The organism is Cupriavidus sp. IDO (assembly GCF_000812465.1).
Lineage (GTDB): Bacteria > Pseudomonadota > Gammaproteobacteria > Burkholderiales > Burkholderiaceae > Cupriavidus.
This window is the reverse complement of record NZ_JWMA01000181.1, coordinates 30,810-54,208: the sequence shown is the minus strand read 5'-3', so window position 1 is coordinate 54,208 and position 23,399 is coordinate 30,810. Positions and strand designations below refer to the sequence as shown.

Sequence of the window (23,399 nt, the reverse complement as noted above, 5' to 3'; positions counted from 1 at the left end):
GCAGAGCCATGAGCATGGACAGAAAGCCTGGCGCCCGGCCGGGCCAGGGCCTGGTGCGCGCCCGGCTGGAGTCCTTCCTGGGCATGGTGGAACTGGGGGGGCTGGTCGTGATCGGCCTGGCCACGACGTTCGCCATGGCGCAGGAAGGCTGGAAAGTCGCCGCCATGGGCGTGTTCTCGATCACCGACCTGCTGCTGATGTTCCTCTACCTGGAGGTGCTGGCCATGGTGGTGCGCTACCTGAAGCTCGGCCAGCTGCCGGTGCGCTTTCCCTTGTATATCGCGATGGTGTCGCTGGCGCGCGACCTGATCCTGCGCTTCAACGAGTCCACCGAGTTTCACATGCTGGCCTTGTGCGCCGGCGTGGTCATGCTGGCCATTGGCGTGCTGATCCTGCGCTACGGGCAATACCGCTTTCCCAGCAACGACGACGGGGAAAGCGGCGCCGGGGAGTGAAGGGCGGGGCCCGCATCTGTGAGTGTCGCGGAGCAGCGCAACTGTATGCCTCGTGTAGTGCGACCCCTGCCTACCATCATTCCCAACAGACCCCGACAACTCCCGATAGCGCCGCCCTCGTGCCGGCGCGTCATCCATCTTCACGAGGTTCCCATGGATTGCACCGAACTGGTCGAACACTCAGGCTATGTAGCGCGCAGCATTGTGCGGCACAAGGACAGCGCGCCGCAGCAAGCCACCGACAACGTGGCGGAAGAGCTTCCGGTCGCCCTCGTGTACAACGGCATCTCGCACGCCGTGATGATGGCCACGCCGCTGGACCTGGAAGCGTTCGCAGTGGGCTTTTCCCTGACCGAGGGCATCGTTACCCACAACGCACAGATCCACGACGTGGAAGTGCGCGTGCACCGGCACAGCGCCGAAGTCCATCTGCGGATCAGCGCGCACGCCTTCGCCGCCATGAAGGAGCGCCGGCGCGCGCTGGCGGGCCGCACGGGCTGCGGCGTCTGCGGCATCGAAAGCCTCGAGCTGCTCGACCTGCAGCCCGCGCGCATGCCCGCGCCGGCAAAGCGGCTGGTGCCCTCGCGTGAGGTGATCGAGCGTGCCGTCGCGGCGCTGCCGTCGCACCAGCGGCTGATGCGGGCCACGGGTGGCGTCCACGCCGCGGCCTGGTGCGATGCGCACGGAGAGATCCTGCATGTCTTCGAGGATGTTGGCCGGCACAACGGCCTGGACAAGCTGATCGGCCACCTGGCGATGCAGCGCGTGGCGATGGACGACGGCTTCGTGCTGCTGTCCAGCCGCGCCAGCTATGAACTGGTGCGCAAGGCGGCGCGCATGAACATCCAACTGCTGGCCACCATCTCGGCGCCGACCTCGCTGGCGATCCGCATCGCGGAGCAGGCCGGCCTGCACCTGCTCAGCTTCTGCCGCAAGGACGGCTACGTCGACTATACCGGCGCAGCACCGGATGCTGGAGGCGCGGCATGCTGAACTTCGACGAGGCGCAGGCCGTCTTCGCGATGTGCGCGGAGCCGGTGCGGGAAACGGAAACGGTGTGGCTGGGACTGGCGACTGGCCGCGTGCTGGCGCGCGACCTGGCCGCGGTCATCGACACGCCGGCGGCGGACCGCAGCGCCATGGATGGCTACGCGGTGCGCGCCGAAGACTGTCGCGATGCCTGCCTGCCGCTGCAGCAGGTTGTCTACGCCGGCACGCGCCCGGAGCCGCTGTTGCCGGGCCATGCCATCCGCATCTATACCGGCGGCGTGATCCCGCCCAGGGCCGATGCCGTCGTCGTGCAGGAGGATGCCGAGGAAAGCTATCGGGGCGTCGTCTGTGCCCGGCCGCCCGTGGCAGGCCAGCACATCCGGCGCAAAGGCGAGGACGCCCGCCGCGGCGACCTGCTGCTGCCGGCCGGAACGCTGCTGCGGTCCGGCCATATTGCCGCATTGGCCTCCCAGGGACTGACGGAGGTGCCGGTCTGCCGCCTGGTTGAGGTCGCCATCCTGACCTCGGGCGACGAGGTGGCCGCGCACGACGAACCGCGCGACGTGTACCAGGTGCATGACGTGAATGGCCCGATGATCGAGTCGCTGGTGCAGTCGATGGGCGCCGTCGTCCGTTGCCACCGCCATGTGCCGGACGACGAGCGCGCCCTGCATGACATGCTGCGGGAACTGGCGGCCGACGCCGACCTGGTGCTGGTCGCCGGCGGGGCTTCGGTCGGCCAGCGCGACCTGGTAGCCGCGGCGCTGGCCTCGGCCGGCGGCGAACTGCTCTGCCGCGGCGTCAACATGAAGCCCGGCAAGCCGGTGACGGTGGGGCGCCTGCGCGGCAAGCCCGTGGTCTGCCTGCCCGGCAATCCGGCGGCGGCGTATGCGACCTTCGCGCTGCTGGTGACACCGCTGCTGCGCCGCCTGCAGGGGCGCTCGGAGCTGTTCCCGCCGGTTGGCCGGGTCAGGGCGGCGCTGGCGGGCGCACGCGCGCAATGTGGCGACGCCTTCTGGCGCGTGGGCGAGGTCGACCATCCTGGCGGCCGCGAGAGCTTCGCGCAGGTCAGCGCGCAGCAGGGCGCGGCCTCCGTGTCGGCGCTTGGCCATGCCAGTGGCTTTGTGCGCGTCGGGCCGCAAAGTGCCGGGCAACTCCAAAATGTGCCGCTGCCGTACTATGATCTCCATCGTTGGCTCAGCTGACGGTGGCCCCGGGGCGAGGGAAGACCCGGCCGGGGAGAAGCGAATTGGCAGGCAAGGGGAGCGCAGCGTGAAACTCTATGAAAAGCTGGCTGCGGACATCGAGGCATTGGTGCAGCAGGGTGTCCTGCTGCCGGGAGAGCGGATCCCATCGGTACGGCAGACCAGCCAGCACCACCGCATGAGCATCACCACTGTGATCCGGGCCTACGTCATGCTGGAGAGCCGCGGCATTATCGAAAGCCGGCCGCAGTCCGGGTACTTTGTGCGCGCGCGGCCTGGCGAGCCAGTGTTCGAACTGCGGCCGTCGAAGCCGAGTGCCAAGCCTTCGGCGGTGGACGTCAGCGCGCTGGTGCTTTCCACGCTGCGTTCGATCCGCTCCGACGACGCCGTGCCGCTCGGCTCGCCCTATCCGGACCCCTCGTTGTTTCCCTGGCAGCGCATCAACCAGTACGCGAACAATATCGCGCGCCGCTATGCCAAGTGGACCATGCTGGACGACCTGCCGCCCGGCAGCCCGGAACTGATCCGGCAGATCTCGCGGCGCTATCTCGAGAACGGCTACGCCATCGACCCGAACGAGGTGATCGTCACCATCGGCGCTACCGAGGCCATCAACCTCTGCCTGCAGGCGGTGGCCAGGCCGGGCGACACCATCGCGGTGGAATCCCCGACCTACTACGCCATGCTCCATGCCATCGAACGCCTGGGCATGCGGGCCATCGAGGTGGCCACCGATCCGGTGGAGGGCATCGATATCGGCGCGCTGGAGCGGCTGATCGACGAGAAGGGCGTGAAAGCCTGCATGGTGATGCCCAACTTCCAGAACCCGCTCGGCTTCCAGATGACCGATGAAAAGAAGCGCAGCCTGGTGGCGATGCTGACCGCGAAGGATATCCCGGTCATCGAGAACGACGTCTACGGCGAGCTCTATTACGGAGAGGCCCATCCCAGCTCACTGAAGGCCTATGACACGGCCGGCATCGTGCTGCATTGCTCGTCATTCTCCAAGACGCTGACCAATGCCTACCGGATTGGCTGGGCGCTGCCGGGCCGCTACCGCGAAGCGGTGGAACGGCTCAAGTTCCTCAATACGCTGACCACGCCGGCCATTCCGCAACTGGCGATCGCGGAATTCCTGAAGAACGACGGCTATGACTTCCACCTGAGACGGGTGCGCAAGGCCTATGCGCAGCAGGCCAGCATCATGGCCACCGCCGTGCGCAGGTTCTTCCCCGATGGCACGACCACGTCGCGGCCGACGGGGGGCTATGTGCTGTGGGTGCAGCTGCCGGAAGGCATCGATGCCATGGAGATGTACCACGCCGCGCTGGAGCACCGCATCACGGTGGCGCCGGGTCATATGTTCGCGCCCGGTGCCACCTACAGCCACTGCATCCGGCTCAACTACAGCGCGGAATGGACGCCCGACATTGAATCCGCGGTACAGACGCTGGGCAAGATCGCCCGGCACCTGCTGGCGCGCAGCCAGCAGCCGGACGAACACAAGCAAGATCATGCAAGACACTGAGATCGATCCCGCCATCCTCGCCGTCCTCCAGACCCTGTCGCAGGCGGGACGGGTAGCCGGCGCCAGCCCCTGGTCGCTCGCGAAGATCGCCAAGCGGGCACAACTGCCGATGAGCGTGCTGCGGCGCGTGCTGACGCAACTGCAGTCGGCCGGACTGGCCGATTTTGCGATCGACGAGGCAGGGCACGGCCATGCCGCCCTGACCCCGGCCGGCGCGGAGCTTGCCGCGCAGGTCTTCCCGGAGACTGACTGAGCGGCTCAGCCGCCCACCAGTGACATGCGTACCGTGGGGTATTGACGCTTGCCGCTGGCGGGCCCTGCCGCGCGCAGTTCGGAATAGCGGTCGCCGCGTGCCTGCCACGCCTGCCGGACGGCATCCGCCACGGCTTGCGCCGGGCTGGTGGCAGAGAGGTGCGGGCGCAGGTCGACGGATTGCGTGGCGAACAGGCACAGGTGGAGCCGGCCGTCGACCGAAACGCGCGCGCGGGTGCAGTCGCCGCAGAAGGGGTGCGACACGCTGGAGATAATGCCCAGCTTCAGGCTGCCATCGGCCAGCATGTAGTTGCTGGCAGTCTCGCCGTCCCGCCGCGCTACCGGCAGCAAAGCATGCGCACGCCCGACCATGGCGCGGATCTCGTCGGACGGCACCACGCGTGACCGGGACCACGCGCTCGGGCCTTCCACATCCATGTATTCGATAAAGCGCAACGTGACGCCGCTGCCGCGGAAGTGCTGGACCAGCGGCAGCACCTGCGCGTCATTGGTGCCGCGCTCGACCACGCAGTTGACCTTGACCGGGGCCAGGCCTGCCGCGCATGCCGCATCGATGCCCTCCAGCACCCGGCCGACCGGGAAACCGACGTCGTTCATGGCGCGAAAGATGCCGTCGTCGAGGCTGTCCAGGCTGACCGTGACCCGGCCGAGGCCGGCGTCCCGCAGCGAGCGGGCCTTGCGGGCCAGCAGGCTGCCATTGGTGGTCATGGCCACTTCCACCTGGCGGCCGTCGACAGTGCGCATGCCGGCGATGCGCTCGACCAGCGACTCGATGCCCTTGCGCAGCAGCGGCTCGCCGCCGGTCAGGCGCACCTTCTCCACGCCCAGGCCGACAAAGGCCCGCACGATCCGGAGCAACTCCGCATCCGACAGGCGCTGCCCGGGGGACAGGAACGGATAGTCGCGCCCGAAGCGTTCCTTCGGCATGCAGTAGGTGCAGCGGAAGTTGCACTGATCGATCACGGAGAGACGCAGGTCGCGCAGCGGGCGGCCCAACTGGTCCCGGCAGACGCTCGATGCCTGGTCCGGTACGAGCGCCTCAAGGCTGGAGGCGGCGGGCGTGTCTTGCACAAGTGCGGCTTGCATGGCGAATCTCCCTGTGGCAATGGGCTGGGGCATGGCGCGCCCCGTGCAGTCCATGGTAGGGACGGATGGCTTCCGCGCAGGGGTACAAATCACCGCGAGCGGCAGCAGAACAGTCTCGCAGGCGCTGCCTCATTCGCGCGGCTCCCGGATGCGGACCGTGGCGGTCTGGCCGGCGATCAGGTGTACGCCGGGCGGCTTCTCGTCGAGCGCGATGCGCACCGGGATGCGCTGCGCCAGCCGCACCCAGTTGAAGGTCGGGTTGACGCTGGGGAGCATATTCGGGCCACTGTTGCGATCCTGGTCTTCGATGCCGGGCGCAATGCTCTGCACATGCCCGCGCAAGGGTGCGCGCTGGCCCATGATGTGCACCTCGGCGGCGCTGCCGACGCGTATCCCGGGCAGCTTGGTTTCCTCGAAATAGCCCTCCACGTACTGCGAGCCGCTGGCGACCACCGACAAGGCCGGCTTGCCGCGGGTGGCAAAGTCGCCGGCGCGCGGCAGGCGGTCGCTGACATAGCCGTCCACCGGGCTGGTTACGCGGCAGCGGGCCAAGTTCAGGGTTGCCACATCCACCGCGGCATCGGCTTCGTCCGCCCGTGCCTGCGCGGCGGCCATGGCAGCGGAATCGCGCCGGCCCTGTGCCAGCGCGGCGCGCGCCGAAGCGGCCTCGGCCTGCGCCTGTTTCAGCGCCAGGGCGAAGCGGTCCTGGTCCACCACGAACAGGACCTGGCCGCGTTGCACGCGGGCGTTGTCGCCGACGGGCACGGCCGTGACCAGGCCCGAGACGTCCGGCGCAACCTGGACCACGTCCGCGCGCACGTGCCCGTCGCGCGTCCAGGGCGCTTCGGTGTAGTACTGCCAAAGGTGCCAGGCGGTCAGCGCCGCGGCGATCACGGCCACCAGGGTCACGGCGACGGGGCCGAGCAGCGAAAGCTTGCGAATCATGTCGGAACCTGCCAGACGAGCGCGACGAGCGCGCCCAGAACGAGGATGTAGAGCGAGAAATTGAACAGGGACCGGTGCCACACAATGCGGTAGAAGCCGATCCGGGCAAGCACGGCGCGCACGCCGGCGGTGACGGCGAACGCGGCCAGCATCCACACCACGGTGGCGGGCACGAATACGCCGTACAGGTCGAGCTCAGTAGCGTGCATGCTGATTTGCTTCGGTTTGCGGGTACAGCGCCAGCCGGATGGTGGCGAGCGCCGCCAGCGCAGCGCGGGGACCGCCATTGGCCGTCGTGGCCAGGGCAGCGAACGCCGCGTCGATGCGAGCGGCCAGCGCCGGCGCGGGCGCACAGGCATGGCCGGCGTGTGCGCACTCGCGGTAGTGGCGCGCTATTCCGGCCAGCGCGCGTTCCACGGTACGGCGGCGCGGCGTCGGCAGGCTGGCGCAGGCGCGCCGCAGCGCGAGCGCGGCGGATTCGACCAGGAAGTCGGCAACGGCGTTGCCGGCCTGCCTGCCACTGGCATTGTTCCGGCGCGTCAGGGGCGGCCACTGGCGCAGCAGCCGGTCCAGCATGCGGCCGCGCAGCCTGGCGCTGTTGACCGCGGCACGCGGATGCGCGGCCAGCGCGATCTCGTCCCAGTTGGCCCTGGCCAGGCGGTATGCCACCAGCTGCTGGCCGAAGGGCTGCATCAGCACCGCCCACAGCGCGGCAAAGACCAGCGCTGCCAGGCTCGCCAGGCTGCTGTTGAAGATGCCGGCAAGGCTGGCGGCGGTCAGGTGCTGCGGGCCCGGGAACGATGCCGCGGTGACGGCCAGCAACACGCCGAACAGCGCGTTGCGCGGCTGCGTCGTCATGGCGCCGATGACCAGGTAAGGGCCGAACAGCAAGGCGGCAAGCGAGCCAAAATCATGGGCCAGCTGCAGCACCACGAACTGGTAGTACCAGGACAGCAAGGCACAGGCGATGCTCCATGCAACCACCCGGCCGGCCATCAGCCGCGGCTCCGCGGTGGTGGCGACAAAGCAGCTGGCAAGCGCGGCCAGGCCGACCGGGCCGGCGCCGTCGATCCAGCCTGACGCCATCCACAGCAGGCCCGCGACGAAGGTGGCCGAACCGGCGGTGGCGCCGCGGAACAAGAGCTGCGCGTGATCATGGTGCCGCGCCTGCCCGGCTGGTTCCACGCGATAGCGCAGCGCGGCGGGCTCGCGCCCGTCCTGGCGCTGGCTGGCCTCCAGCAGGCGGCAGTCTTGCCACAGGTCGGCCAGGTCATCGAGGTAGGTGCAGGCGGCCGCGGCCAGCCTTGCATGCCAGTCCGCAGGTGTGGCCGGCGCTGTGCCGGACGGATACCAGGAGCGCGGGGGCCGGCTCGCGCCTGCGTCGCCGGCGATCCATGCCAGCGTGGCCTGCATCCGCAGCGCGACCATGTCGGGCATGCCCGCGGGATGCCGTCGCAAGGCGTTGGCGGCATCGGTAAGTGCCAGCACCAGCGGCAGCAGCGCTGTCATGCGCTGGTGCAGGGCACGCGCGCGCCGCAGTGTCTGCGCGCCGTCGGATTCATAGGTCAGCTGGGCAAGCTGTGTTTCCATCGCCAGGATATCGGCGGCCAGCAGGCTGAAGCTGTCATGGCGTTGGCCCGCGCTTGCGCCGGTGGCCACCATGTCCGAGATCCAGCGCGACGCGTGGGCCAGCCACGCGGACGCGCGCGCGGCCAGCGCCGGCGTGGTCCGGACCGGAAAGACCACCGCGCTGACCACGCTGGCACAGACGATGCCGATCACGATTTCCTCGATGCGCGCCAGCGCCACGTCGAACACGCCAGCCGGGTGGGTCACCGTCGGCAGCGCCACGATCGGCAGCGTGTAGGCGGCCAGCAGGCAGATGTAGTTGCGCGGCGCCGGTTCAAGCAGCGAAAGGTAGAGCAGGGTGCCGGTCCAGCACGCGGTCGCGGCCATCAGCAGCACGGGCTCGTCCACCAGCAAGGGCACCAGCGCCACCGCGCACACGGCGCCCAGCAGCGTGCCGAGGACGCGGTAGGTGCCTTTGGCATAGGTGGCGCCGGCCAGCGGGCTGGACACCAGGTAGACGGTAGCCATGGCCCAGTAGGGCCGGGGCAGGCCGAGTGCCAGCGCGACGTAAAGCGCCAGCATCGCCGCGCCGAACACCTTCAGCGAATGCAGCCACGGCGCGAGGTCGGCGCGTCCCGCCCAGGCTGCCGCAAGCGTGTCGGGCACGCCGGCGGTGCGCGCGGGCAGCGCGGGGCGGGAGAGCGGATTGGAGGACGGCATGGCTTCAGTTGGCGAGCCCGGCTGCGCGCATCAGCAGCTTCATCAGGGTGGCGCAGACGAAGACCGTGCCGACCCCCGCCAGCCACAGGGCCAGCAGCCAGCCCAGGCGGCTCGCCAGCCGCGCAGTGGCACGGGAGTGCAGGATGCCGGCCATCAGTGATACCCCTCCCCGCGCTTGACCTTGCCGCGGAACACGTAATACGACCACGAGGTGTAGGCCAGGATGATCGGCACGATGAACAGGGTGCCGACCAGCGCGAAGCCCTGGCTTTGCGGGGGCGACGACGCATCGAAGATCGAGATCGACGGCGGGATGATGTTGGGCCAGATGCTGATGGCCAGCCCGGTATAACCCATGAAGATCATCAGCAGCGCGTACAGGAACGGCGACACGTTCGGGCGGTTGTGCAGGGCCCGGTAGATGCCGGCGGCCGAGGCCAGCACCAGCAGCGGCACCGGCAGGAAGAAGAACAGGTTGGGCAGCGCGAACCAGCGTTGCGCGATCTCCGGATGGGTCAGCGGCGTCCACACGCTCACCGCGGCGACCATCGCCAGCATCACGCCCGTGAGCACGTTGGTCACGCGCAGCATGGTCCATTGCAGCCGGCCTTCGGTCTTCATGATGAGCCAGGTGACGCCGAGGAAGGCGTAGGTGATCACCACGCCCACGCCAGCGAAGATCGGGAACGGCGCCAGCCAGTCGAACGGACCGCCGGTGTAGGTAGTGCCTTGCATGGCGATGCCGTCGATGTAGGCGCCCAGGGTCACGCCCTGGAAGAAGGCGGCCACCACCGAGCCCCACGTGAACGCAGCGTCCCAATAAGGGCGGCTGCGGTCGCTGGCCTTGAAGCGGAACTCGAAGGCCACGCCGCGGAAGATCAGGCCCAGCAGCATGAACACCAGCGGCAGGTAGAACGCGCTGAGCAGCACCGAGTAAGCCAGCGGGAAGGCGCCCAGCAGTGCCGCGCCGCCGAGCACCAGCCAGGTCTCGTTGCCGTCCCAGACCGGCGCCACGGTATTCATCATGACGTCGCGATCAAGGCGGTCGCCGACGAAGGGAAAGAGGATGCCGATGCCGAGGTCGAATCCGTCCATGATGACGTACATCATCACGCCGAAGAAGATCAGGCCGGCCCAGATAACGGGAAGGTTGATGCCCATATTGATCACCTGTTCAGAATTTGCGCTGGCCGTGCGGGGCCATGGCGCTGGATGCGGAAGCCGAGGCGATGCCCGCAGGAGCGGCGCCGAGGCTGCCCGGCCCGTAGGCAGGCAGCTCCTCATGCGGGTGCGGGTCGGCCACGGGGCCGGCGCTGGCCAGCTTGAGCATGTAGCGGATGCCCACGCCGAAGCAGACGAAATAGACCACCACGAACAGCACCAGCGACAGTGCCACCGGCCCCGCGGCATGCGCGGAAACGGCGTCACTGGTGCGCATCAGGCCATACACCACCCACGGCTGGCGGCCGATTTCGGTAGTCATCCAGCCCGCCAGCAGCGCGATCAGCCCGGCGGGCCCCATCAGCACAGCCAGCCGCAGGAAGGCCCGGGACTTGTACACGGCACCATTGCGGCGCAGCAACCATCCCAGCAGGCCGAACAGGATCATCGCCACGCCCAGGCCCACCATGGCGCGGAACGTAAAGAACAGCACCGTGGAATTGGGGCGGTCGGCCTTGGGAAAGTCCTTCAGGCCGCGAATCTGGCCGTCGAGGCTGTGCGTGAGGATCAGGCTGCCCAGGCGCGGGATCTCGATGGCGTAGCGTGTTTCCTCGCGCTCCATGTCGGGAATGCCGAAGACGATCAAGGGGAAGCCGCCCTTGTCGTCCCTGGCGGCGGTGTTCCAGTGCCCCTCCAGCGCCGCGATCTTTGCGGGCTGGTGCTCCAGCGTGTTCAGGCCGTGGGCGTCGCCCACCACCGCCTGCACCGGCGCCATGATCAGCACCATCCACAGCGCCGCCGACAGCATCTTCCGTGCGGCATGGACGGCGCGGTCATGCAGGAGCTGCCAGGCCGAGGCTGCCGCCACGAACAGTGCCGTGGACAGCAGCGCGGCGATGACCATGTGCGCGAGGCGGTAGGGGAACGAGGGGTTGAAGATCACCGCCAGCCAGTCGGTCGGCACCGCCTTGCCGGCAACGATGGCGTAGCCGGCAGGCGTATGCATCCAGCTGTTGGAAGCCAGGATCCAGGTGGAGGAGATGATGGTGCCCAGGGCCACCATCACCGTGGCGAAGAAATGCAGCCCGGGCCCGACGCGGTTCCAGCCGAACAGCATGACGCCGAGAAAACCCGCTTCCAGGAAGAAGGCGGTCAGCACTTCGTAGGTCAGCAGCGGCCCGGTAATGCCGCCGGCAAACTGGGAAAAGAACGACCAGTTGGTGCCGAATTCATACGCCATGACCAGGCCGGAAACGACCCCCATGCCGAAGTTCAGGGCGAAGATCTTGATCCAGAACTGGTACAGGGTCTTGTACACGGTGTCCTGGGTGTACAGCCAGCGTGCTTCCAGGAACGCCAGGAAACAGGCCAGCCCGATCGTGATAGCGGGAAATAAGATGTGAAAGGAAACCGTGAATCCGAACTGAATCCGGGCGAGTTCCAGGGCAGTGAGTCCGTGCATCGATGTGCTCTCCGTGGGGTTGCCGCCGGCACGACGGCGTGTCGCGCGACACTAGGAACAAGCGTAGAGATGACAGCTTGTCCGCGAGGGATACAGTTCTCGAGGAACCGGTCAAGCTCAGTTGTTCAGGGCGGAAGCAGCGCTGGCCAGGCGCCTTGCGCCACCGGTACAGGTGGCGCGATTGCGCAGGATCACAGTCATGGCGGGAGCCTGCTTCGGCGGCGAACCGTCGTCCGCTGCAAGGACGGATCGCCATGCAGCGGACAACCTGCGCAGCTGCTCAGCCGAACAGCGTCATGGCCTTCCCGAGGGTCGACCAGATGCCCGCGCCGAGCGGGATCAGCACGTAGGCCCAGAACGCGAGCAGCAGCATGGTCTTGCCGAAAGTGCGGTCGGTGTGCATGGTTGGGTTTCCTGTGTAGTTGGGGTGGGGGATGGCGTCAGGCTGCGCTGGCCGCTTCGCGCAGGTGGTGCCGCGCGTGTACCGGCCGGATCAGCAGGTTGCACATGAAGCCTGCCACCAGCAGTCCCGCCATGATGTGCAGCGTATCGACGTAGACCTCCGACCTCGGCACGCCCATCGCCAGCTTGTGCTCGCGGATGTAGTTCACCAGCACCGGCCCGGCGATGCCCGCCGCGGCCCAGGCGGTCAGCAGGCGGCCATGGATGCCACCGACGTAGGCGGTGCCGAACATGTCGGCCAGGTAGGCGGGAATGGTGCTGAAGCCGCCGCCGTACATGGTCAGGATCAGGAAGTAGCACAGCACGAACAGGGCCACGTTGCCGGATGCGCCGACGGCCGGCACGGTCAGGTAAAGCGCGGCGCCGAAGGCGAAGAAGATGGCGTAGGTCGCCTTGCGGCCGAAGTAGTCGCTGGCCGAGCTCCACAGGAAGCGCCCCGTCATGTTGCCGATGCTGAGCAGGCCGACGAAGCCGGCCGCGGCGGCGGCGGTGATGCTGCCCTTGAAGGTTTCCTGGATCATCACGGCAGCCTGGCCCAGCACGCCGATGCCGGCGGTGATATTCAGGAACAGGATCAGCCAGAGCAGGTAGAACTGCGGCGTCTTCAGCGCCTGGTCGATATGCACGTTGGCGTGCGTAACCATCTTGCTCGCCTTGGCGGTAGGAACAAAGCCCGGAGGTGCCCAGCCCGGGGCAGGAATGCGGATGGCCAAGGCGCCGATCGACATCGAGATGAAATAGACCACGCCCATGACGAGGAAGGTCTGCGCCACGCCCGCACTGGTTGCGCTCTTGAAGTGATTCATCAGGGCGACAGACAATGGCGCGCCGATCATCGCGCCGCCGCCGAAGCCCATGATCGCCAGCCCGGTGGCCATGCCGCGCCGGTCCGGAAACCAGCGGATCAGCGTGGAGACTGGCGAGACGTAGCCGAGGCCGAGTCCGATGCCGCCCAGCCCGCCATACCCCAGGTACAGCATCCAGATCTGGTGCAGCCAGATGCCCAGCGCCGAAACCAGGAAGCCGCCGCCGAAGCAGCAGGCCGCGGTGAACATCGTGCGCCGCGGCCCGACCTTCTCGAGCCATTTGCCGGCAAAGGCCGCCGAGATGCCGAGGAAAAAGATCGCCAGCGAGAACACCCAGCCGAGCGTGGTCAGCTGCCAGTCGCCCGGCGCGGAATGCGTGACGCCGAGGATGCGGGTCAGCGGCTCGTTAAAGACCGAGAAGGCATAGGCCTGGCCGATGCACAGGTGCACCGCCAGCGCGGCAGGCGGCACCATCCACCGGTTAAAGCCCGGGCCGGCGATGATGGCCTCCTTGGAGAAGGGCGACAGGCGCGACGATGGCCGGGACGGCGATGCATGTTGGGACTTCTGGGACGGCGTTTGCGCTTGCGCGGAATACGACATGAAGTTGTCTCCTACCTGGAAGTGGCAGCCTCTTGTTTCGCCGGGTGCGACGGGCTGGAGCGCATCATTGAGCAAAGGCCATGCCCATGGCCGATTCCGTTTGCCGTCAATGGCTTGCGGCATGCCCGCCGCGCGCCAGGGCCCGGGTCATGGACAAAATGTCCCGCCGCGGCCCGGTGCGCGGGTCAAACTGTCCATCCCTGGCGGCCTGGCTCGGTTTACTCCCAATACAGCCGGCTGCCGCACTGTCGCTAGACTCTGCTCCTGCCCCCGCAACAACCAAGTGATGAACGAACGACAAAGCAACGCAGCCGAAGCCGACAACTGGCAACGCCGGACGATCCTGGTGGTGGACGACGAGGCCGGCATGCGTTCGTTCCTGTCCCGGGCGCTGGAAGGCAAGGTGGAAAGCGTGGTGACGGCCGACAGCGCCGAAGCGGGCGCCGCGCTGCTGGAGCAACGGCATGTCGACCTGATCCTGCTCGATGTGGCGCTGCCCGGTGCGAGCGGGGTGGAGTGGCTCAAGGCGCTGCGCGCGGCCGGCAACCCCGCTGATGTCATTCTGATGACGGCCTTTGCCGACATGGATATGGCCATCGCCGCGCTGCGCTCGGGCGCGGCGGATTTCATCGTCAAGCCGTTCCGCGTCGACCAGATGCTCAACGCCATCCGGCGCTGTTTCGACCGGACCCGGCTCGCGCGCGAGAACTACCTGCTGCGCCGCGAACTGGACAAGTACACCATCCAGAAGCACTTCATCGGCGAGTCGGAAGCGATGAAGAAGGTGATGGCGCTGGTGGCGCGGGTGGCGCCGATGCCCTCTACGGTGCTGGTGACGGGCGAGTCCGGCACCGGCAAGGAAGTGGTAGCGCGCGAGCTGCATCGGCTCAGCGGGCGGCAGGGGCAGTTCGTGCCGCTGAATTGCGGCGCGATGGCGCCCGAGATCATCGAAAGCGAATTATTCGGCCACACCAAGGGGGCCTTCACCGGTGCGGCGGGCGCGCGCCACGGCCTGTTCCTCTACGCCGACGGCGGCACGCTGTTCCTGGACGAGATCTCGGAACTGCCGCTGGCGATGCAGGCCAAGCTGCTGCGGGTGATCGAGGACCGGCGCATCCGGCCGCTGGGTACCGAGCGCGAGATCGCCGTGGACGTGCGCATCGTCGCGGCCTGCAACCGCAACCTGGCCAGCGAGGTCGCCGCCGGGCGCTTCCGCCAGGACCTGTTCTACCGGCTCGACGTGGTGTCCGTCGCGATCCCGCCATTGCGCACGCGGCCGGAAGACATCGTGCCGCTGGCCGGGCATTTCTCGGAGCAGTTGTCCGCCCAACTCGGCCTGCCCCCGGTGCCACTGTCGCCCTCGCTGGTTCGCCTGCTCAAGGCCTATGACTGGCCGGGCAATGCGCGTGAACTGCGCAACCTGGTGGAGCGCGCGCTGATCCTTGGCGAATACCCCGTCGAATTGCTGGCGCAGTCTGGCGATCCGGCGCTCGCAGGCTTGCCGGACGAGGCCGCAGAGGACACCGCCACGCCGGCCGACGACACCACGCTGCTGGAGACGGTGGAGCGGCGGCACATCCTGCAGGTGCTGGCGGCGGAAGGCGGCAACCGGGTGGAAGCGGCGCGCCGCCTCGGCATCTCGCGCCGCACGCTGGACCGGAAGTGCCTGCAGTGGGGCCTGCGCCTTTGATCCGGATTCGCTCCGCCGCGCTGCTGCGCCGCTATCGAGCTTCGCTGCGCGCCAAACTGGTGTCTATCGTGGTTGCGCCACTGCTGGTCGCGCTGGTGGCATTGCTGCTGCTGATGGCGCTATGGGGCGATCGCGTGTTCCATGCGCTGCTGGCCTACAAGGTCAACAGCGACCTGCTGGTCGCCCACGAGTACTTCGCGCATATGGTCGGCGGCGTGGAAGAGCGGGTCCTGCAGGAGGCCAGGTCGCATGCGCTGGTGGACGGGCTTGGGGACGGCAGCGCCATGCCCGGCATTCTGGCCGAAGCGCGGCGCGTGCATGGGCTCGATTTCCTGCAGTTGCTCGACCCGCAAGGACGGCTGCTAGCCGCCGCGCCGGCCAGTGCGGCGGGTACCGGCTACGCCAGCTGGCGCGTGGTGGCCGCCGCCGCGGCCGGGCGCGCGGATGCCGCCACCGATATCTGGTCCGCCGCGCAACTCGCCGGCGTGTCCGCGGACCTTGCCCGCCGCGCGCAGGTAGCGCTGCGCCCCACGCCCAATGCGGGCCCGACCAACCGGACCCAGGAAACTCGCGGCATGGTGGTGCACGCCGCCGCGCCGGTGTTTGACGGCGCGGGCAACCTCGTGGCGGTCCTGCACGGCGGCACGCTGCTGAACAACAACCTCGGTTTCATCGACACCATCAACGCGCTGGTCTACCAGCCGGAATCGCTGCCCCGCGGCAGCCAGGGTACGACGACGCTGTTCCTGGACGACACGCGCATTGCCACCAACGTGCGCCTGTTCCATGGCGAGCGGGCGCTGGGCACGCGCGTCTCGCGCGAGGTGCGCGACAAGGTGCTGCTGCATGGCGAGAAATGGCTGGACCTGGCTTTCGTGGTCAGCGACCGGTATATGAGCGCCTACGAGCCCATCGTCGACAGCCGCGGCCAGCGCATCGGCATGCTGTACGTTGGCTACCTGGCCAGGCCGATCAGCCAGGCAAAGGACCTGGCGCTGGGCGTGCTGGTGGGCTTGTTCCTGCTGCTGGCCGTGGCGGGGACGCTGTTATCGCTGCTGTGGGCCAGGCGCGTGTTCGCGCCGATGACGCAGATGGTCGGCACCATGCAGGCGCTGAAGGCGGGCGACGCCGATGCGCGCGTGGGTCCGGTGCGCAGCCACGACGAGCTGGGCCAGCTCGCCAGCCAGTTCGACCAGTTGCTGCTGGCGCTGCGCGAGCGCAATGACCAGCTCAGGGAATGGGCGGATTCGCTCGATCGCAAGGTGGCCGAGCGCACGCGCGAGCTGGAGGACGCGAATGCCGTGCTGCGCGCAACCCGGCAGCAGCTGATCACGTCGGAGAAGCTTGCCGTCGCCGGACAGCTCACGGCAGGCGTGGCGCATGAGATCAACAATCCGATCGCGGTGATCCAGGGCAACCTGGACGTCGCCCGCGAGATCCTCGGTCCCGCCGCGGAGCCGGTCCGGCATGAGCTGCGGCTGATCGACGAGCAGGTGCGGCGTATCCACCTGCTGACCAACCGGCTGCTGCAGTTCGTCCGGCCAGAGGCATTCGCCGGCAATATGGAAAGCCTGGATGTAGGCGAGGTCGCCGGCGGCTGCGTGGACCTGGTCCGGCACATGCTGAAGGGGCCGGCGATCCGGATCGAGCTGGACTGCCTGGCCACGCGGCGCGTGCGCATCAGCCGCAGCGAACTGCAGCAGGTGGTCGTCAACCTGCTGACCAATGCCATCCACGCCATGCCGGAAGGCGGAACCCTGACGATTGCCACGCGAGACTGGGAGACGCTCGGCGTCACCCTGCACGTGCGCGACACTGGCCACGGGATCCGCGAGGAAGACCTGCCCAACCTGTTCAACCCGTTCTTCACCACCAGGAAGCAGATGGGCACCGGCCTCGGGCTGTCCATCAGCTATGCGCTGGTAGAGCGCTATGGCGGCCGTATCACCGTGGAAAGCACGGTGGGGCAGGGCGCCGAGTTCATCGTCTGGCTGCGGGAGGACGGGGCGCCGGCGAAATCCGTGGCCGAGGCCTGACTGTCGTGCGGCTAACGGGGGCCGCATCCGAGGGGCTGCCGGTTGTGTACGGACCCGGCGCGCCCAACGCGCCGCTTGCGGACCATGCCGCAAAAAAAGAACCGCACTGCAGTCCGCGTCTCTATTTTTGCGAATGGAATCCTGCGGAATTTCGATGAACACGGCAGCTGCTATTGTCGACCGTCCCGCTATGCGGTACATTGTTCCGCAATTTCCACGCAATGCGGTGACGCATGCTTAGTGAGGAGGCAAACCATGAGCGCTGTGAGCATCCAGTTCCTTTTTGATTTCGGCAGTCCGAACTCCTATTTCTCCCACAAAGTCATTCCGGGCATCGAGGCCCGAGCCGGCGTGAAGTTTGAATACGTTCCAGTCCTGCTGGGCGGGCTGTTCCGGCTGACCGGCAATCGCTCTCCTGCGGAAGCCTTTGCCGGCATCAAGAACAAGCAGGAATTCGGACGGCTGGAGATTGCCCGCTTTGTCAGGAAACACGGCCTGAGCGCCTATCGGTTCAATCCTCATTTTCCGGTCAATACCTTGCAGATCATGCGGGGTGCGGTAGCAGCCAGCCTTGACGGCACCTTCGAGCGCTATGTCGACGCAGTCTTCAGCGCGATGTGGGAGCAAGAGAAGAAGATGGACGATGCGGCCGTTATTGAAGCCACATTGAATGAGGCTGGCCTGGATGGCGCTCGCTTGCTGCAAGCCATCAACGAGCCGAAGGTCAAGGAGATTCTGCTGGCGAATACGCAAAGCGCTTTCGAGCGTGGTGCGTTCGGCTCTCCCACGTTCTTTGTCAACGACGAGATGTTCTTCGGCAAGGACCAGTTGCGTGATGTCGAGGAGGAAATCGAGCGGGTTCGCGCAGCCTGAAACGCGCAGGTGACCGGTTGCGAAGTGTCATGCATGGGCGGTGAAGTACCGCCTTCTCTCGTAACATCGCGGCACTCGCGAAAACTTCGATACTGCTCTGGGCTCGCGTCGATAGCGCTGAGGTGCCGGAAGGAGTGCGAGATCTTCGTCTCGTCACTCATGCCCATGCCGCCGTGGATCTGCGCGGCTTGCTGACCGACAAACTGCGCGACGCTTACCAGGTCTCGAGCCAGGGGCGCAGATCCAGCTCATGTGTCCACGCGTCCCGAGGCTGCTGGTGCAGCATCCAGTAGGCGTCGGCGATATGCTCGGGATTGAGGATCCCGTCACGATCCTTCAGTGCGTACCGCTCCGGAAAGTTCTCGCGGATAAACTCGGTATCGATGGCGCCGTCGACGACGGGATGCGCAACGTGGATGCCCTTGGGGCCGAGCTCTTTCGCCATCGACTGGGCAAGCGCCCGGAGACCGTGCTTCGCGCCGGCGAAAGCCGCATAACCGGCCCGGCCGCGCAGGCTGGCGGTGGCGCCGGTGAAGAAGATCGAGCCACGGCCGCGCGGAACCATCACCCTGGCGGTCTCGCGGCCCATCAGGAAGCCGGCGAAACAGGCCATCTCCCATACCTTGAAGTACACGCGGGCCGTGGTGTCGAGAATGTCGAACCGGACGTTCGCGCCGATATTGAAAACCGCGATTTCAATCGGCGCGATCTTCGACTCGATTTCCTGGATGAGCGCCGTCATGTCTTCTTCCTTGCGCGCATCCGAACCGAAAGCATGGGCGACGCCGCCTTCGGCTTCGATCTGCGCCACCAGGGGGGCGAGCTTGTCAGCATTGCGCCGCGTGACGCACGCGATATAGCCCTCGCGGGCAAAGCGTCTGGCAATGGCGCCGCCGGTGGAGTCGCCGGCGCCGACGACCAGAATGGCTTTTTTGTCACTCATGGAATCCTCCTCTCTCTAGCGCATTTTTGCGGAACATGAAACTGCATTGCGGTTTAGTATCGAGTCGATGTGAAGCGATGTCAATGCGGATTTCCGAATTTAGACGCAGGAACAATCGTAATGTAGCGCTTTGAAGACTGCTATGCAGCATGTTAGGCTGCTATGCAGTCCATCATGCAGAGACAGGAGGCAGCTGAATGAGTGACCAATACAGCATCCGGGCGGTTGCATCTCGCAGGATCCACGAAGTCATCGAACCGTGGGTCGCCAGTCAGCCGCAGGCGCTGGCCCTGGTCGACCGGCGCTGCCGGCTGACCTATGGGGAACTGGCTACTGCGACGCGTGAGGCTGCCGTGCAGTTGCGCGAGCTTGGGGTAAGGCCCGGCGACCGCCTCATGCTGGTTGCGGAAAACTGCGCGGCCCTGGCCGTACTGGTGCTCGCCGCGAGTCAATGCGATGCCTGGGCCGTGGTCGTGAATGCGCGCCTGTCGCCACGCGAGATCGACAACTTCGTCGCGCATTCCGCTGCCAGGCGCGTCCTCTATGCTTCGGATGTTTCAAAGGAAGCGGCAGAACATGCCGACCGCGCCGGCGCAGTTCGCCACGCGTGGCCGTATGTGGGCGAGCTGGCCGTCGGACCACTGAACGAAGCCTCCGACGTTGCGGCGGTCAGCGAAGATCCTGTGGAGCAGGTCGCCGCCATGATCTATACGTCCGGCACCTCTGGCCAGCCGAAGGGGGTCACGCTTACGCACGCCAACCTGCTTTACACGGCGACGTTGTCACGCGAGCTGCGCCACCTTGGGCCGGCCGATGGCGTCTATGGGGTGCTGCCGATGGCGCACGTTGTCGGGCTGTCGTCGCAGTTGATCGGGTCGCTTTCCTGCGGTTGCACGCTGTACCTCGAGGAACGCTTCTCGCCCGAAACCCTGGTCTCGGCACTGCGCGAGGGCGGCGTGACCATCCTGATCGGCGTTCCGGCCATGTATGCGCGGTTGCTCGACTGGTGCGCGCGCACAGGCACCGTGCTGGACGGTCACGGACTGCGTGTCATCGGTACCGCCGGCGCTCCGCTGACGCCTGAGTTGAAGGCAAAGGTGGAGGCAGCGTTCGGAATGCCATTGCAGAACGGCTACGGTCTGACGGAGATGTCGCCGACCATCGCACAAACCCCGCTGGACCGGCCCCGCCAGGACTGCTCCGTGGGGCCACCGGTGCCGGGCGTGGAAGTGCGGATCGTGGATGTGCTCGGCAACGATGTGGTTCCGGGAGGCGTGGGGGAGCTCTGGGTCCGCGGTCCCAATCTGATGAAAGGCTACTATCGCGACGAGGCGCAGACGCGCGCAGCCATCAACCCCGAAGGCTGGCTCAATACCGGCGATCTGGCGCGACAGGAAGACGACGGCGCGCTGTTCATCGTCGGCCGCACCAAGGAGTTGATCATTCGCTCGGGGTTCAACGTCTATCCGGTCGAAGTCGAGCAGGTGCTGAACAGCCATCCCGCCATCGTGCAGTCGGCGGTGGTGGGCCGCCAGGTTGACGGCAATGAAGAGGTCGTCGCCTTCGTCGAACTGGCCGATGGCGTCCCGGTGGCGCGTGACATGCTGGAGGCCTACTTGCGTGAGCGCCTGTCTCCCTACAAGGTGCCAACCGAAATCCGGTCGATGACGCAGTTGCCGGCGGCACCCACGGGGAAGCTGCTCAAGGGCGAGATGAAACGGCTGGCGGCAAGCGCGGCGGATGCCCGGCAGACCGTGCTGTAAGCAATGGGGCGTGGTGTCAGCCCTGACGCGACGCGACCGCAATCTATGCTAATTTGTCCGGCTTGATGCGGCATCCCGAACGGCGGACCCGCCAGAAATGCATCGCGGTATTTGTGCAAGGAAAATCAACATGGCAACAAGGGCAAGGCAAGCGGATCCGGGCACTACCCTGGTCACCGAAAGAACAGAGATCGATGAAGAAGCGGGCGCCGATGAAAGCCAGGACCGGCACTTCGTCACCGCGCTGGCGCGCGGCCTCGAGGTATTGAGCTGCTTTCGCAGTGGCGACAGCTTCCTTGCCAATCACGAGATCGCGATGCGCTGCGGCCTGCCGAAGTCGACCGTCACCCGGCTCACCTACACGCTGACGAAGCTGGGCTACCTGCATCTCGTGCCCGACAGCGGCAAGTACCGCCTCGGTACGGCCACTGCCGCACTCGGCAGCTCGATGCTGGTGAATCTCGACGTGCGTCAGGTGGCACGGCCGCTCATGCAGTCGCTGGCCGCGGAGACCGGGGCCGTGGTTGCGCTGACCGCGCGCGACCGGCTGTCCATGCTCTATCTCGAATGCTGCCGCAGCACTTCCATTGTGACGCTCAGCCTCGACGTCGGCTCCCGCATCCCGCTCGGCACCAGTGCTGCCGGACTCGCCTCGCTGGCCGCGATGCCCGCCAGCGAGCGGGCGGACCTGATGGAACGCATCCGTGCACTGGACGAAGGCAACTGGCCGCGGATCGAGAAGGGCATCCTGGCCGCGGTCGAGGAATACCAGGCGACCCGCTGTGCCACGTCGGCAGGAAACTGGGTCAAGGACGTCCATGGCATCGCCACGGCATTCTGGCCTGGCCGCGGGCTGCCCCTGATGACACTCAGCGTCGCCGGAGCCGCCGGCTATTTCCCGGTGAAGCGCCTGCAGGAGGAAATTCGCCCCAGGTTGCTGGAAACCGTGCGCGACATCGAGCGCAACCTCGGGCAACACTTCGAAGAGCCGGCGCCGGTCAGGCCGGCAGGCAGGCCATAGCCCTGTGCAGGGAATCGCGCCGCGCAGCTCAGACGAGATGACAACGTGCGCCGGGCATGTGATGCATCCGCTTTACCGTTTCGTTACTCGCCGGATCGCCGACCGCACATAGACTGGATTTCATCAGCCCTCCATTCAGTCGGGCGTTGGGAGATCCAGATGCGGAAGAACAAGGTATTCACCAGTGCTTTGCTTGCAGCGTTGGCGCTTACGTCAATCTCGGGTTATGCCCAGGGCAGGGGACCGGGGGACGAGGACCGCGGAAGGCCACCGATGGGCCACGAAGAGGGCAGGGATCATCCTGGCGACCGAGGGCAGGGTCCTGGCGACAGAGGTCCAGGCGCTCAAAGAGACCATGGCTACTATGATGATCATGGCCGTGGCCCGGACTATGGCCGAGGCCCGGACTACGACCGACGCGCTGATCGCCCGGGTCCGGGCCGATGGCACAAGGGGGAACGCGTTCCTCGCGAGTACCGGGACCGGCAGTACGTGATCGACGACTGGCGCGCCTATCGCCTGTCGCCTCCGCCGCGCGGATACCAGTGGGTCGGCGTTGGCGGTGAATATCTCCTGGTCGCCATTCCAACCGGTCTGGTTCTCCAGGTTGTCATTGGCCAATAACCGCGATACCGATCTGACGGTGGCGGGCCTGGTGTCTCGGTTCTGACGAGCGGAGACACCAGTCGAGCGGGGCCGGGTGCGCACTCACGCCACCCGCCGCCCCGGCAGCAGCCCCGCATATTCCTTCCCCAGAAACTCCGCAGTGTGCTCAAGCAGATAGGCTCGGCAACTCTCGCCGGCCGGTGACAGCCGCTTGCTTGCCATATGCGCGATATGCCAGACGCGTTCGATCGGCGTGCCCGTCACGTCCAGCAGCGCAATTTCCTCCGTGCGCAGTTCCAGCGACAGCGTGTGCAGCGACAGCAGGCTGATGCCCATGCCGGCCATCACGGCCTGCTTGATGGTCTCGTTGCTGCCCAGCGTGATCACCTTGGCCGGCGTGAACAGGTGGTCCCGGAACATGAACTCCGCTACGGTGCGGGTGCCCGAGCCCGGTTCGCGCAGCAGGATGGTCTCGTGGCGCAGCTCCTGCAGGTCGAAGCCCTTTTCGCCGCGCAGCGGGTGCCGCGTCGAGGCCACCAGCACGTAAGGATGCGCGGCGATCGGCTCTGATACGGCGTCCAGTTCGCGCGGCGGACGGCCCATCAGCGCGAGGTCGATCGCGTTGTCCTGCAGCAGCTGCAGCAGCGTTTCACGATTGCCTTCGGCGATGCGCAGGTCGATGCCGGGGTGCAGCGCGGTAAAGCCGGCCAGCAGCTTGGGCGCGAAATACTTCGCCGTGCTGATCAGCCCGATCGTGACCGAACCCTGCTCCACGTCCTTGACTGCCTGCAGTCCTTCCTCCGCATCCTTCACCTCTCCGAGTATCCGCGAAGCGTGATGCAGCAGGCGATCGCCGGGCTCGGTCAGCGTGAGCTGCCCCCTGACGCGCTCGAACAGCGCCAGGCCCACCACCGACTCCAGCTGCTTGACCTGCATCGAGACCGCCGGCTGGGTCAGGTGCAGCTCCTCGGCCGCGCGCACGAAGCTGGCGTGCCTGGCCACGGTGACGAAGATCTGCAACTGGCGAAGGGTGAGGGCGCGCAGGAAGGACATGGCAGTGGGGCGGCTTTAGCGGGTCCCATGATGTGCGGCCTGGTGCGCACTTAAGGGATTCCTTATACAGGGGCTAAGAATATCTGAATTTACCTTATGTGGGTCGGCGATTATCTTTCCAACAACGCAGCCACGCCGCCAATCCACGC

At 66.8% G+C, this 23,399-nt stretch carries 22 protein-coding genes; 11 read left to right on the top strand and 11 right to left on the bottom strand.

All coding sequences use genetic code 11. The features are described from left to right. The first annotated feature begins 8 nt into the window (after nucleotides 1-8). The 5 genes from RM96_RS32580 to RM96_RS32560 all read left to right on the top strand — a co-directional run bounded on the left by RM96_RS32580 (nucleotide 9) and on the right by RM96_RS32560 (nucleotide 4,431). On the top strand, nucleotides 9-455 hold the full coding sequence (locus tag RM96_RS32580) for a phosphate-starvation-inducible PsiE family protein (RefSeq protein ID WP_039015873.1): 447 nt from the start codon (nucleotides 9-11) through the stop codon (nucleotides 453-455). Between the two features lie 153 nt (nucleotides 456-608). Next, nucleotides 609-1,448, top strand: coding sequence for a formate dehydrogenase accessory sulfurtransferase FdhD (gene fdhD / locus RM96_RS32575; RefSeq protein WP_039015872.1), 840 nt, complete (start codon nucleotides 609-611; stop codon nucleotides 1,446-1,448). Then, nucleotides 1,442-2,650, top strand: coding sequence for a molybdopterin molybdotransferase MoeA (locus RM96_RS32570; protein ID WP_039015871.1), 1,209 nt, complete (start codon nucleotides 1,442-1,444; stop codon nucleotides 2,648-2,650). Before fdhD ends, RM96_RS32570 begins: the two co-directional genes overlap by 7 nt. A gap of 67 nt (nucleotides 2,651-2,717) precedes the next feature. Next, nucleotides 2,718-4,178, top strand: coding sequence for an aminotransferase-like domain-containing protein (locus RM96_RS32565; RefSeq protein ID WP_039015870.1), 1,461 nt, complete (start codon nucleotides 2,718-2,720; stop codon nucleotides 4,176-4,178). Further along, the gene (locus RM96_RS32560; protein WP_039015869.1) at nucleotides 4,165-4,431 is read left to right on the top strand and encodes a transcriptional regulator; all 267 of its coding nucleotides are present in this window, start codon (nucleotides 4,165-4,167) and stop codon (nucleotides 4,429-4,431) included. Before RM96_RS32565 ends, RM96_RS32560 begins: the two co-directional genes overlap by 14 nt. Nucleotides 4,432-4,436: 5 nt before the next feature. Here RM96_RS32560 and moaA read toward each other — a convergent pair whose 3' ends face one another. The 9 genes from moaA to RM96_RS32525 form a co-directional block, all read right to left on the bottom strand. Beyond that, the gene (gene moaA / locus RM96_RS32555) at nucleotides 4,437-5,537 is read right to left on the bottom strand and encodes a GTP 3',8-cyclase MoaA (protein ID WP_039015868.1); all 1,101 of its coding nucleotides are present in this window, start codon (nucleotides 5,535-5,537) and stop codon (nucleotides 4,437-4,439) included. Nucleotides 5,538-5,666: 129 nt separating this feature from the next. After that, nucleotides 5,667-6,482, bottom strand: coding sequence for an HlyD family efflux transporter periplasmic adaptor subunit (locus RM96_RS32550; protein ID WP_039015867.1), 816 nt, complete (start codon nucleotides 6,480-6,482; stop codon nucleotides 5,667-5,669). After that, nucleotides 6,479-6,691 (bottom strand): DUF1656 domain-containing protein, encoded by a 213-nt coding sequence (locus RM96_RS32545; RefSeq protein WP_039015866.1) that lies wholly within the window; start codon nucleotides 6,689-6,691, stop codon nucleotides 6,479-6,481. The genes RM96_RS32550 and RM96_RS32545 overlap by 4 nt, the downstream gene beginning before the upstream one ends. Continuing rightward, nucleotides 6,678-8,771, bottom strand: coding sequence for an FUSC family protein (locus RM96_RS32540; RefSeq protein ID WP_039015865.1), 2,094 nt, complete (start codon nucleotides 8,769-8,771; stop codon nucleotides 6,678-6,680). Before RM96_RS32540 ends, RM96_RS32545 begins: the two co-directional genes overlap by 14 nt. Before the next feature lie 4 nt (nucleotides 8,772-8,775). Then, nucleotides 8,776-8,925, bottom strand: coding sequence for a DUF2474 family protein (locus RM96_RS38200; protein WP_082016821.1), 150 nt, complete (start codon nucleotides 8,923-8,925; stop codon nucleotides 8,776-8,778). Next, nucleotides 8,925-9,932, bottom strand: coding sequence for a cytochrome d ubiquinol oxidase subunit II (gene cydB, locus RM96_RS32535; protein ID WP_039015890.1), 1,008 nt, complete (start codon nucleotides 9,930-9,932; stop codon nucleotides 8,925-8,927). The genes RM96_RS38200 and cydB overlap by 1 nt, the downstream gene beginning before the upstream one ends. Nucleotides 9,933-9,945: 13 nt before the next feature. After that, nucleotides 9,946-11,394 (bottom strand): cytochrome ubiquinol oxidase subunit I, encoded by a 1,449-nt coding sequence (locus tag RM96_RS32530; RefSeq protein ID WP_039015864.1) that lies wholly within the window; start codon nucleotides 11,392-11,394, stop codon nucleotides 9,946-9,948. A gap of 280 nt (nucleotides 11,395-11,674) precedes the next feature. Next, complete coding sequence (locus RM96_RS39735; protein WP_202966766.1) at nucleotides 11,675-11,797, bottom strand: MFS transporter small subunit; 123 nt, start codon at nucleotides 11,795-11,797, stop codon at nucleotides 11,675-11,677. A gap of 37 nt (nucleotides 11,798-11,834) precedes the next feature. After that, a complete protein-coding gene (locus tag RM96_RS32525) occupies nucleotides 11,835-13,265 on the bottom strand; it encodes an L-lactate MFS transporter (protein WP_039015863.1) in 1,431 nt (476 codons plus the stop codon). Between the two features lie 286 nt (nucleotides 13,266-13,551). Here RM96_RS32525 and RM96_RS32520 point away from each other — a divergent pair, with 286 nt between their 5' ends. From RM96_RS32520 to RM96_RS32510, 3 genes are all read left to right on the top strand, one after another. Next, a complete protein-coding gene (locus tag RM96_RS32520; protein WP_039015862.1) occupies nucleotides 13,552-14,955 on the top strand; it encodes a sigma-54-dependent transcriptional regulator in 1,404 nt (467 codons plus the stop codon). A 5-nt stretch (nucleotides 14,956-14,960) separates the two neighbouring features. Beyond that, a complete protein-coding gene (locus RM96_RS32515) occupies nucleotides 14,961-16,991 on the top strand; it encodes a sensor histidine kinase (RefSeq protein WP_052279884.1) in 2,031 nt (676 codons plus the stop codon). 255 nt (nucleotides 16,992-17,246) lie between these two features. Continuing rightward, nucleotides 17,247-17,864, top strand: coding sequence for a 2-hydroxychromene-2-carboxylate isomerase (locus tag RM96_RS32510; protein WP_039015861.1), 618 nt, complete (start codon nucleotides 17,247-17,249; stop codon nucleotides 17,862-17,864). 214 nt (nucleotides 17,865-18,078) lie between these two features. Here the strand turns inward: RM96_RS32510 and RM96_RS32505 are convergent, their stop codons facing one another. Then, entirely contained in the window at nucleotides 18,079-18,807 is a 729-nt protein-coding gene (locus RM96_RS32505; protein WP_039015860.1) for an SDR family oxidoreductase, read from the bottom strand. A gap of 197 nt (nucleotides 18,808-19,004) precedes the next feature. Here RM96_RS32505 and RM96_RS32500 point away from each other — a divergent pair, with 197 nt between their 5' ends. From RM96_RS32500 to RM96_RS32490, 3 genes are all read left to right on the top strand, one after another. Then, nucleotides 19,005-20,570: a class I adenylate-forming enzyme family protein gene (locus RM96_RS32500; RefSeq protein ID WP_039015859.1), complete on the top strand. Its 1,566-nt coding sequence runs from the start codon at nucleotides 19,005-19,007 to the stop codon at nucleotides 20,568-20,570. A gap of 130 nt (nucleotides 20,571-20,700) precedes the next feature. Continuing rightward, nucleotides 20,701-21,591 carry an IclR family transcriptional regulator gene (locus RM96_RS32495; RefSeq protein WP_082016819.1) on the top strand — a complete coding sequence of 297 codons (891 nt, stop codon included), beginning with the start codon at nucleotides 20,701-20,703 and terminating at the stop codon, nucleotides 21,589-21,591. A gap of 159 nt (nucleotides 21,592-21,750) precedes the next feature. Further along, nucleotides 21,751-22,215, top strand: a complete 465-nt coding sequence (locus tag RM96_RS32490) for an RcnB family protein (RefSeq protein ID WP_039015858.1) — start codon at nucleotides 21,751-21,753, stop codon at nucleotides 22,213-22,215. A gap of 84 nt (nucleotides 22,216-22,299) precedes the next feature. On the opposite strand, the gene RM96_RS32485 is transcribed toward RM96_RS32490, so the two are convergent. Beyond that, nucleotides 22,300-23,250, bottom strand: coding sequence for a LysR family transcriptional regulator (locus RM96_RS32485; RefSeq protein WP_039015857.1), 951 nt, complete (start codon nucleotides 23,248-23,250; stop codon nucleotides 22,300-22,302). Nucleotides 23,251-23,399: the final 149 nt, after the last annotated feature.

What these genes read in the sequence shown, in the direction of transcription:
- fdhD (WP_039015872.1), top strand. Translation starts at nt 609, where the DNA reads ATGGATTGCACCGAACTGGTCGAACACTCAGGCTATGTAGCGCGCAGC.
- RM96_RS32525 (WP_039015863.1), bottom strand. Translation starts at nt 13,265, where the DNA reads ATGTCGTATTCCGCGCAAGCGCAAACGCCGTCCCAGAAGTCCCAACAT.
- RM96_RS32530 (WP_039015864.1), bottom strand. Translation starts at nt 11,394, where the DNA reads ATGCACGGACTCACTGCCCTGGAACTCGCCCGGATTCAGTTCGGATTC.
- RM96_RS38200 (WP_082016821.1), bottom strand. Translation starts at nt 8,925, where the DNA reads ATGGCCGGCATCCTGCACTCCCGTGCCACTGCGCGGCTGGCGAGCCGC.
- RM96_RS32495 (WP_082016819.1), top strand. Translation starts at nt 20,701, where the DNA reads ATGGCAACAAGGGCAAGGCAAGCGGATCCGGGCACTACCCTGGTCACC.
- RM96_RS32500 (WP_039015859.1), top strand. Translation starts at nt 19,005, where the DNA reads ATGAGTGACCAATACAGCATCCGGGCGGTTGCATCTCGCAGGATCCAC.
- RM96_RS32560 (WP_039015869.1), top strand. Translation starts at nt 4,165, where the DNA reads ATGCAAGACACTGAGATCGATCCCGCCATCCTCGCCGTCCTCCAGACC.
- cydB (WP_039015890.1), bottom strand. Translation starts at nt 9,932, where the DNA reads ATGGGCATCAACCTTCCCGTTATCTGGGCCGGCCTGATCTTCTTCGGC.
- RM96_RS32520 (WP_039015862.1), top strand. Translation starts at nt 13,552, where the DNA reads ATGAACGAACGACAAAGCAACGCAGCCGAAGCCGACAACTGGCAACGC.
- RM96_RS32505 (WP_039015860.1), bottom strand. Translation starts at nt 18,807, where the DNA reads ATGAGTGACAAAAAAGCCATTCTGGTCGTCGGCGCCGGCGACTCCACC.
- RM96_RS32550 (WP_039015867.1), bottom strand. Translation starts at nt 6,482, where the DNA reads ATGATTCGCAAGCTTTCGCTGCTCGGCCCCGTCGCCGTGACCCTGGTG.
- RM96_RS32510 (WP_039015861.1), top strand. Translation starts at nt 17,247, where the DNA reads ATGAGCGCTGTGAGCATCCAGTTCCTTTTTGATTTCGGCAGTCCGAAC.
- RM96_RS32490 (WP_039015858.1), top strand. Translation starts at nt 21,751, where the DNA reads ATGCGGAAGAACAAGGTATTCACCAGTGCTTTGCTTGCAGCGTTGGCG.
- RM96_RS32485 (WP_039015857.1), bottom strand. Translation starts at nt 23,250, where the DNA reads ATGTCCTTCCTGCGCGCCCTCACCCTTCGCCAGTTGCAGATCTTCGTC.
- moaA (WP_039015868.1), bottom strand. Translation starts at nt 5,537, where the DNA reads ATGCAAGCCGCACTTGTGCAAGACACGCCCGCCGCCTCCAGCCTTGAG.
- RM96_RS32570 (WP_039015871.1), top strand. Translation starts at nt 1,442, where the DNA reads ATGCTGAACTTCGACGAGGCGCAGGCCGTCTTCGCGATGTGCGCGGAG.
- RM96_RS32545 (WP_039015866.1), bottom strand. Translation starts at nt 6,691, where the DNA reads ATGCACGCTACTGAGCTCGACCTGTACGGCGTATTCGTGCCCGCCACC.
- RM96_RS32540 (WP_039015865.1), bottom strand. Translation starts at nt 8,771, where the DNA reads ATGCCGTCCTCCAATCCGCTCTCCCGCCCCGCGCTGCCCGCGCGCACC.
- RM96_RS32580 (WP_039015873.1), top strand. Translation starts at nt 9, where the DNA reads ATGAGCATGGACAGAAAGCCTGGCGCCCGGCCGGGCCAGGGCCTGGTG.
- RM96_RS39735 (WP_202966766.1), bottom strand. Translation starts at nt 11,797, where the DNA reads ATGCACACCGACCGCACTTTCGGCAAGACCATGCTGCTGCTCGCGTTC.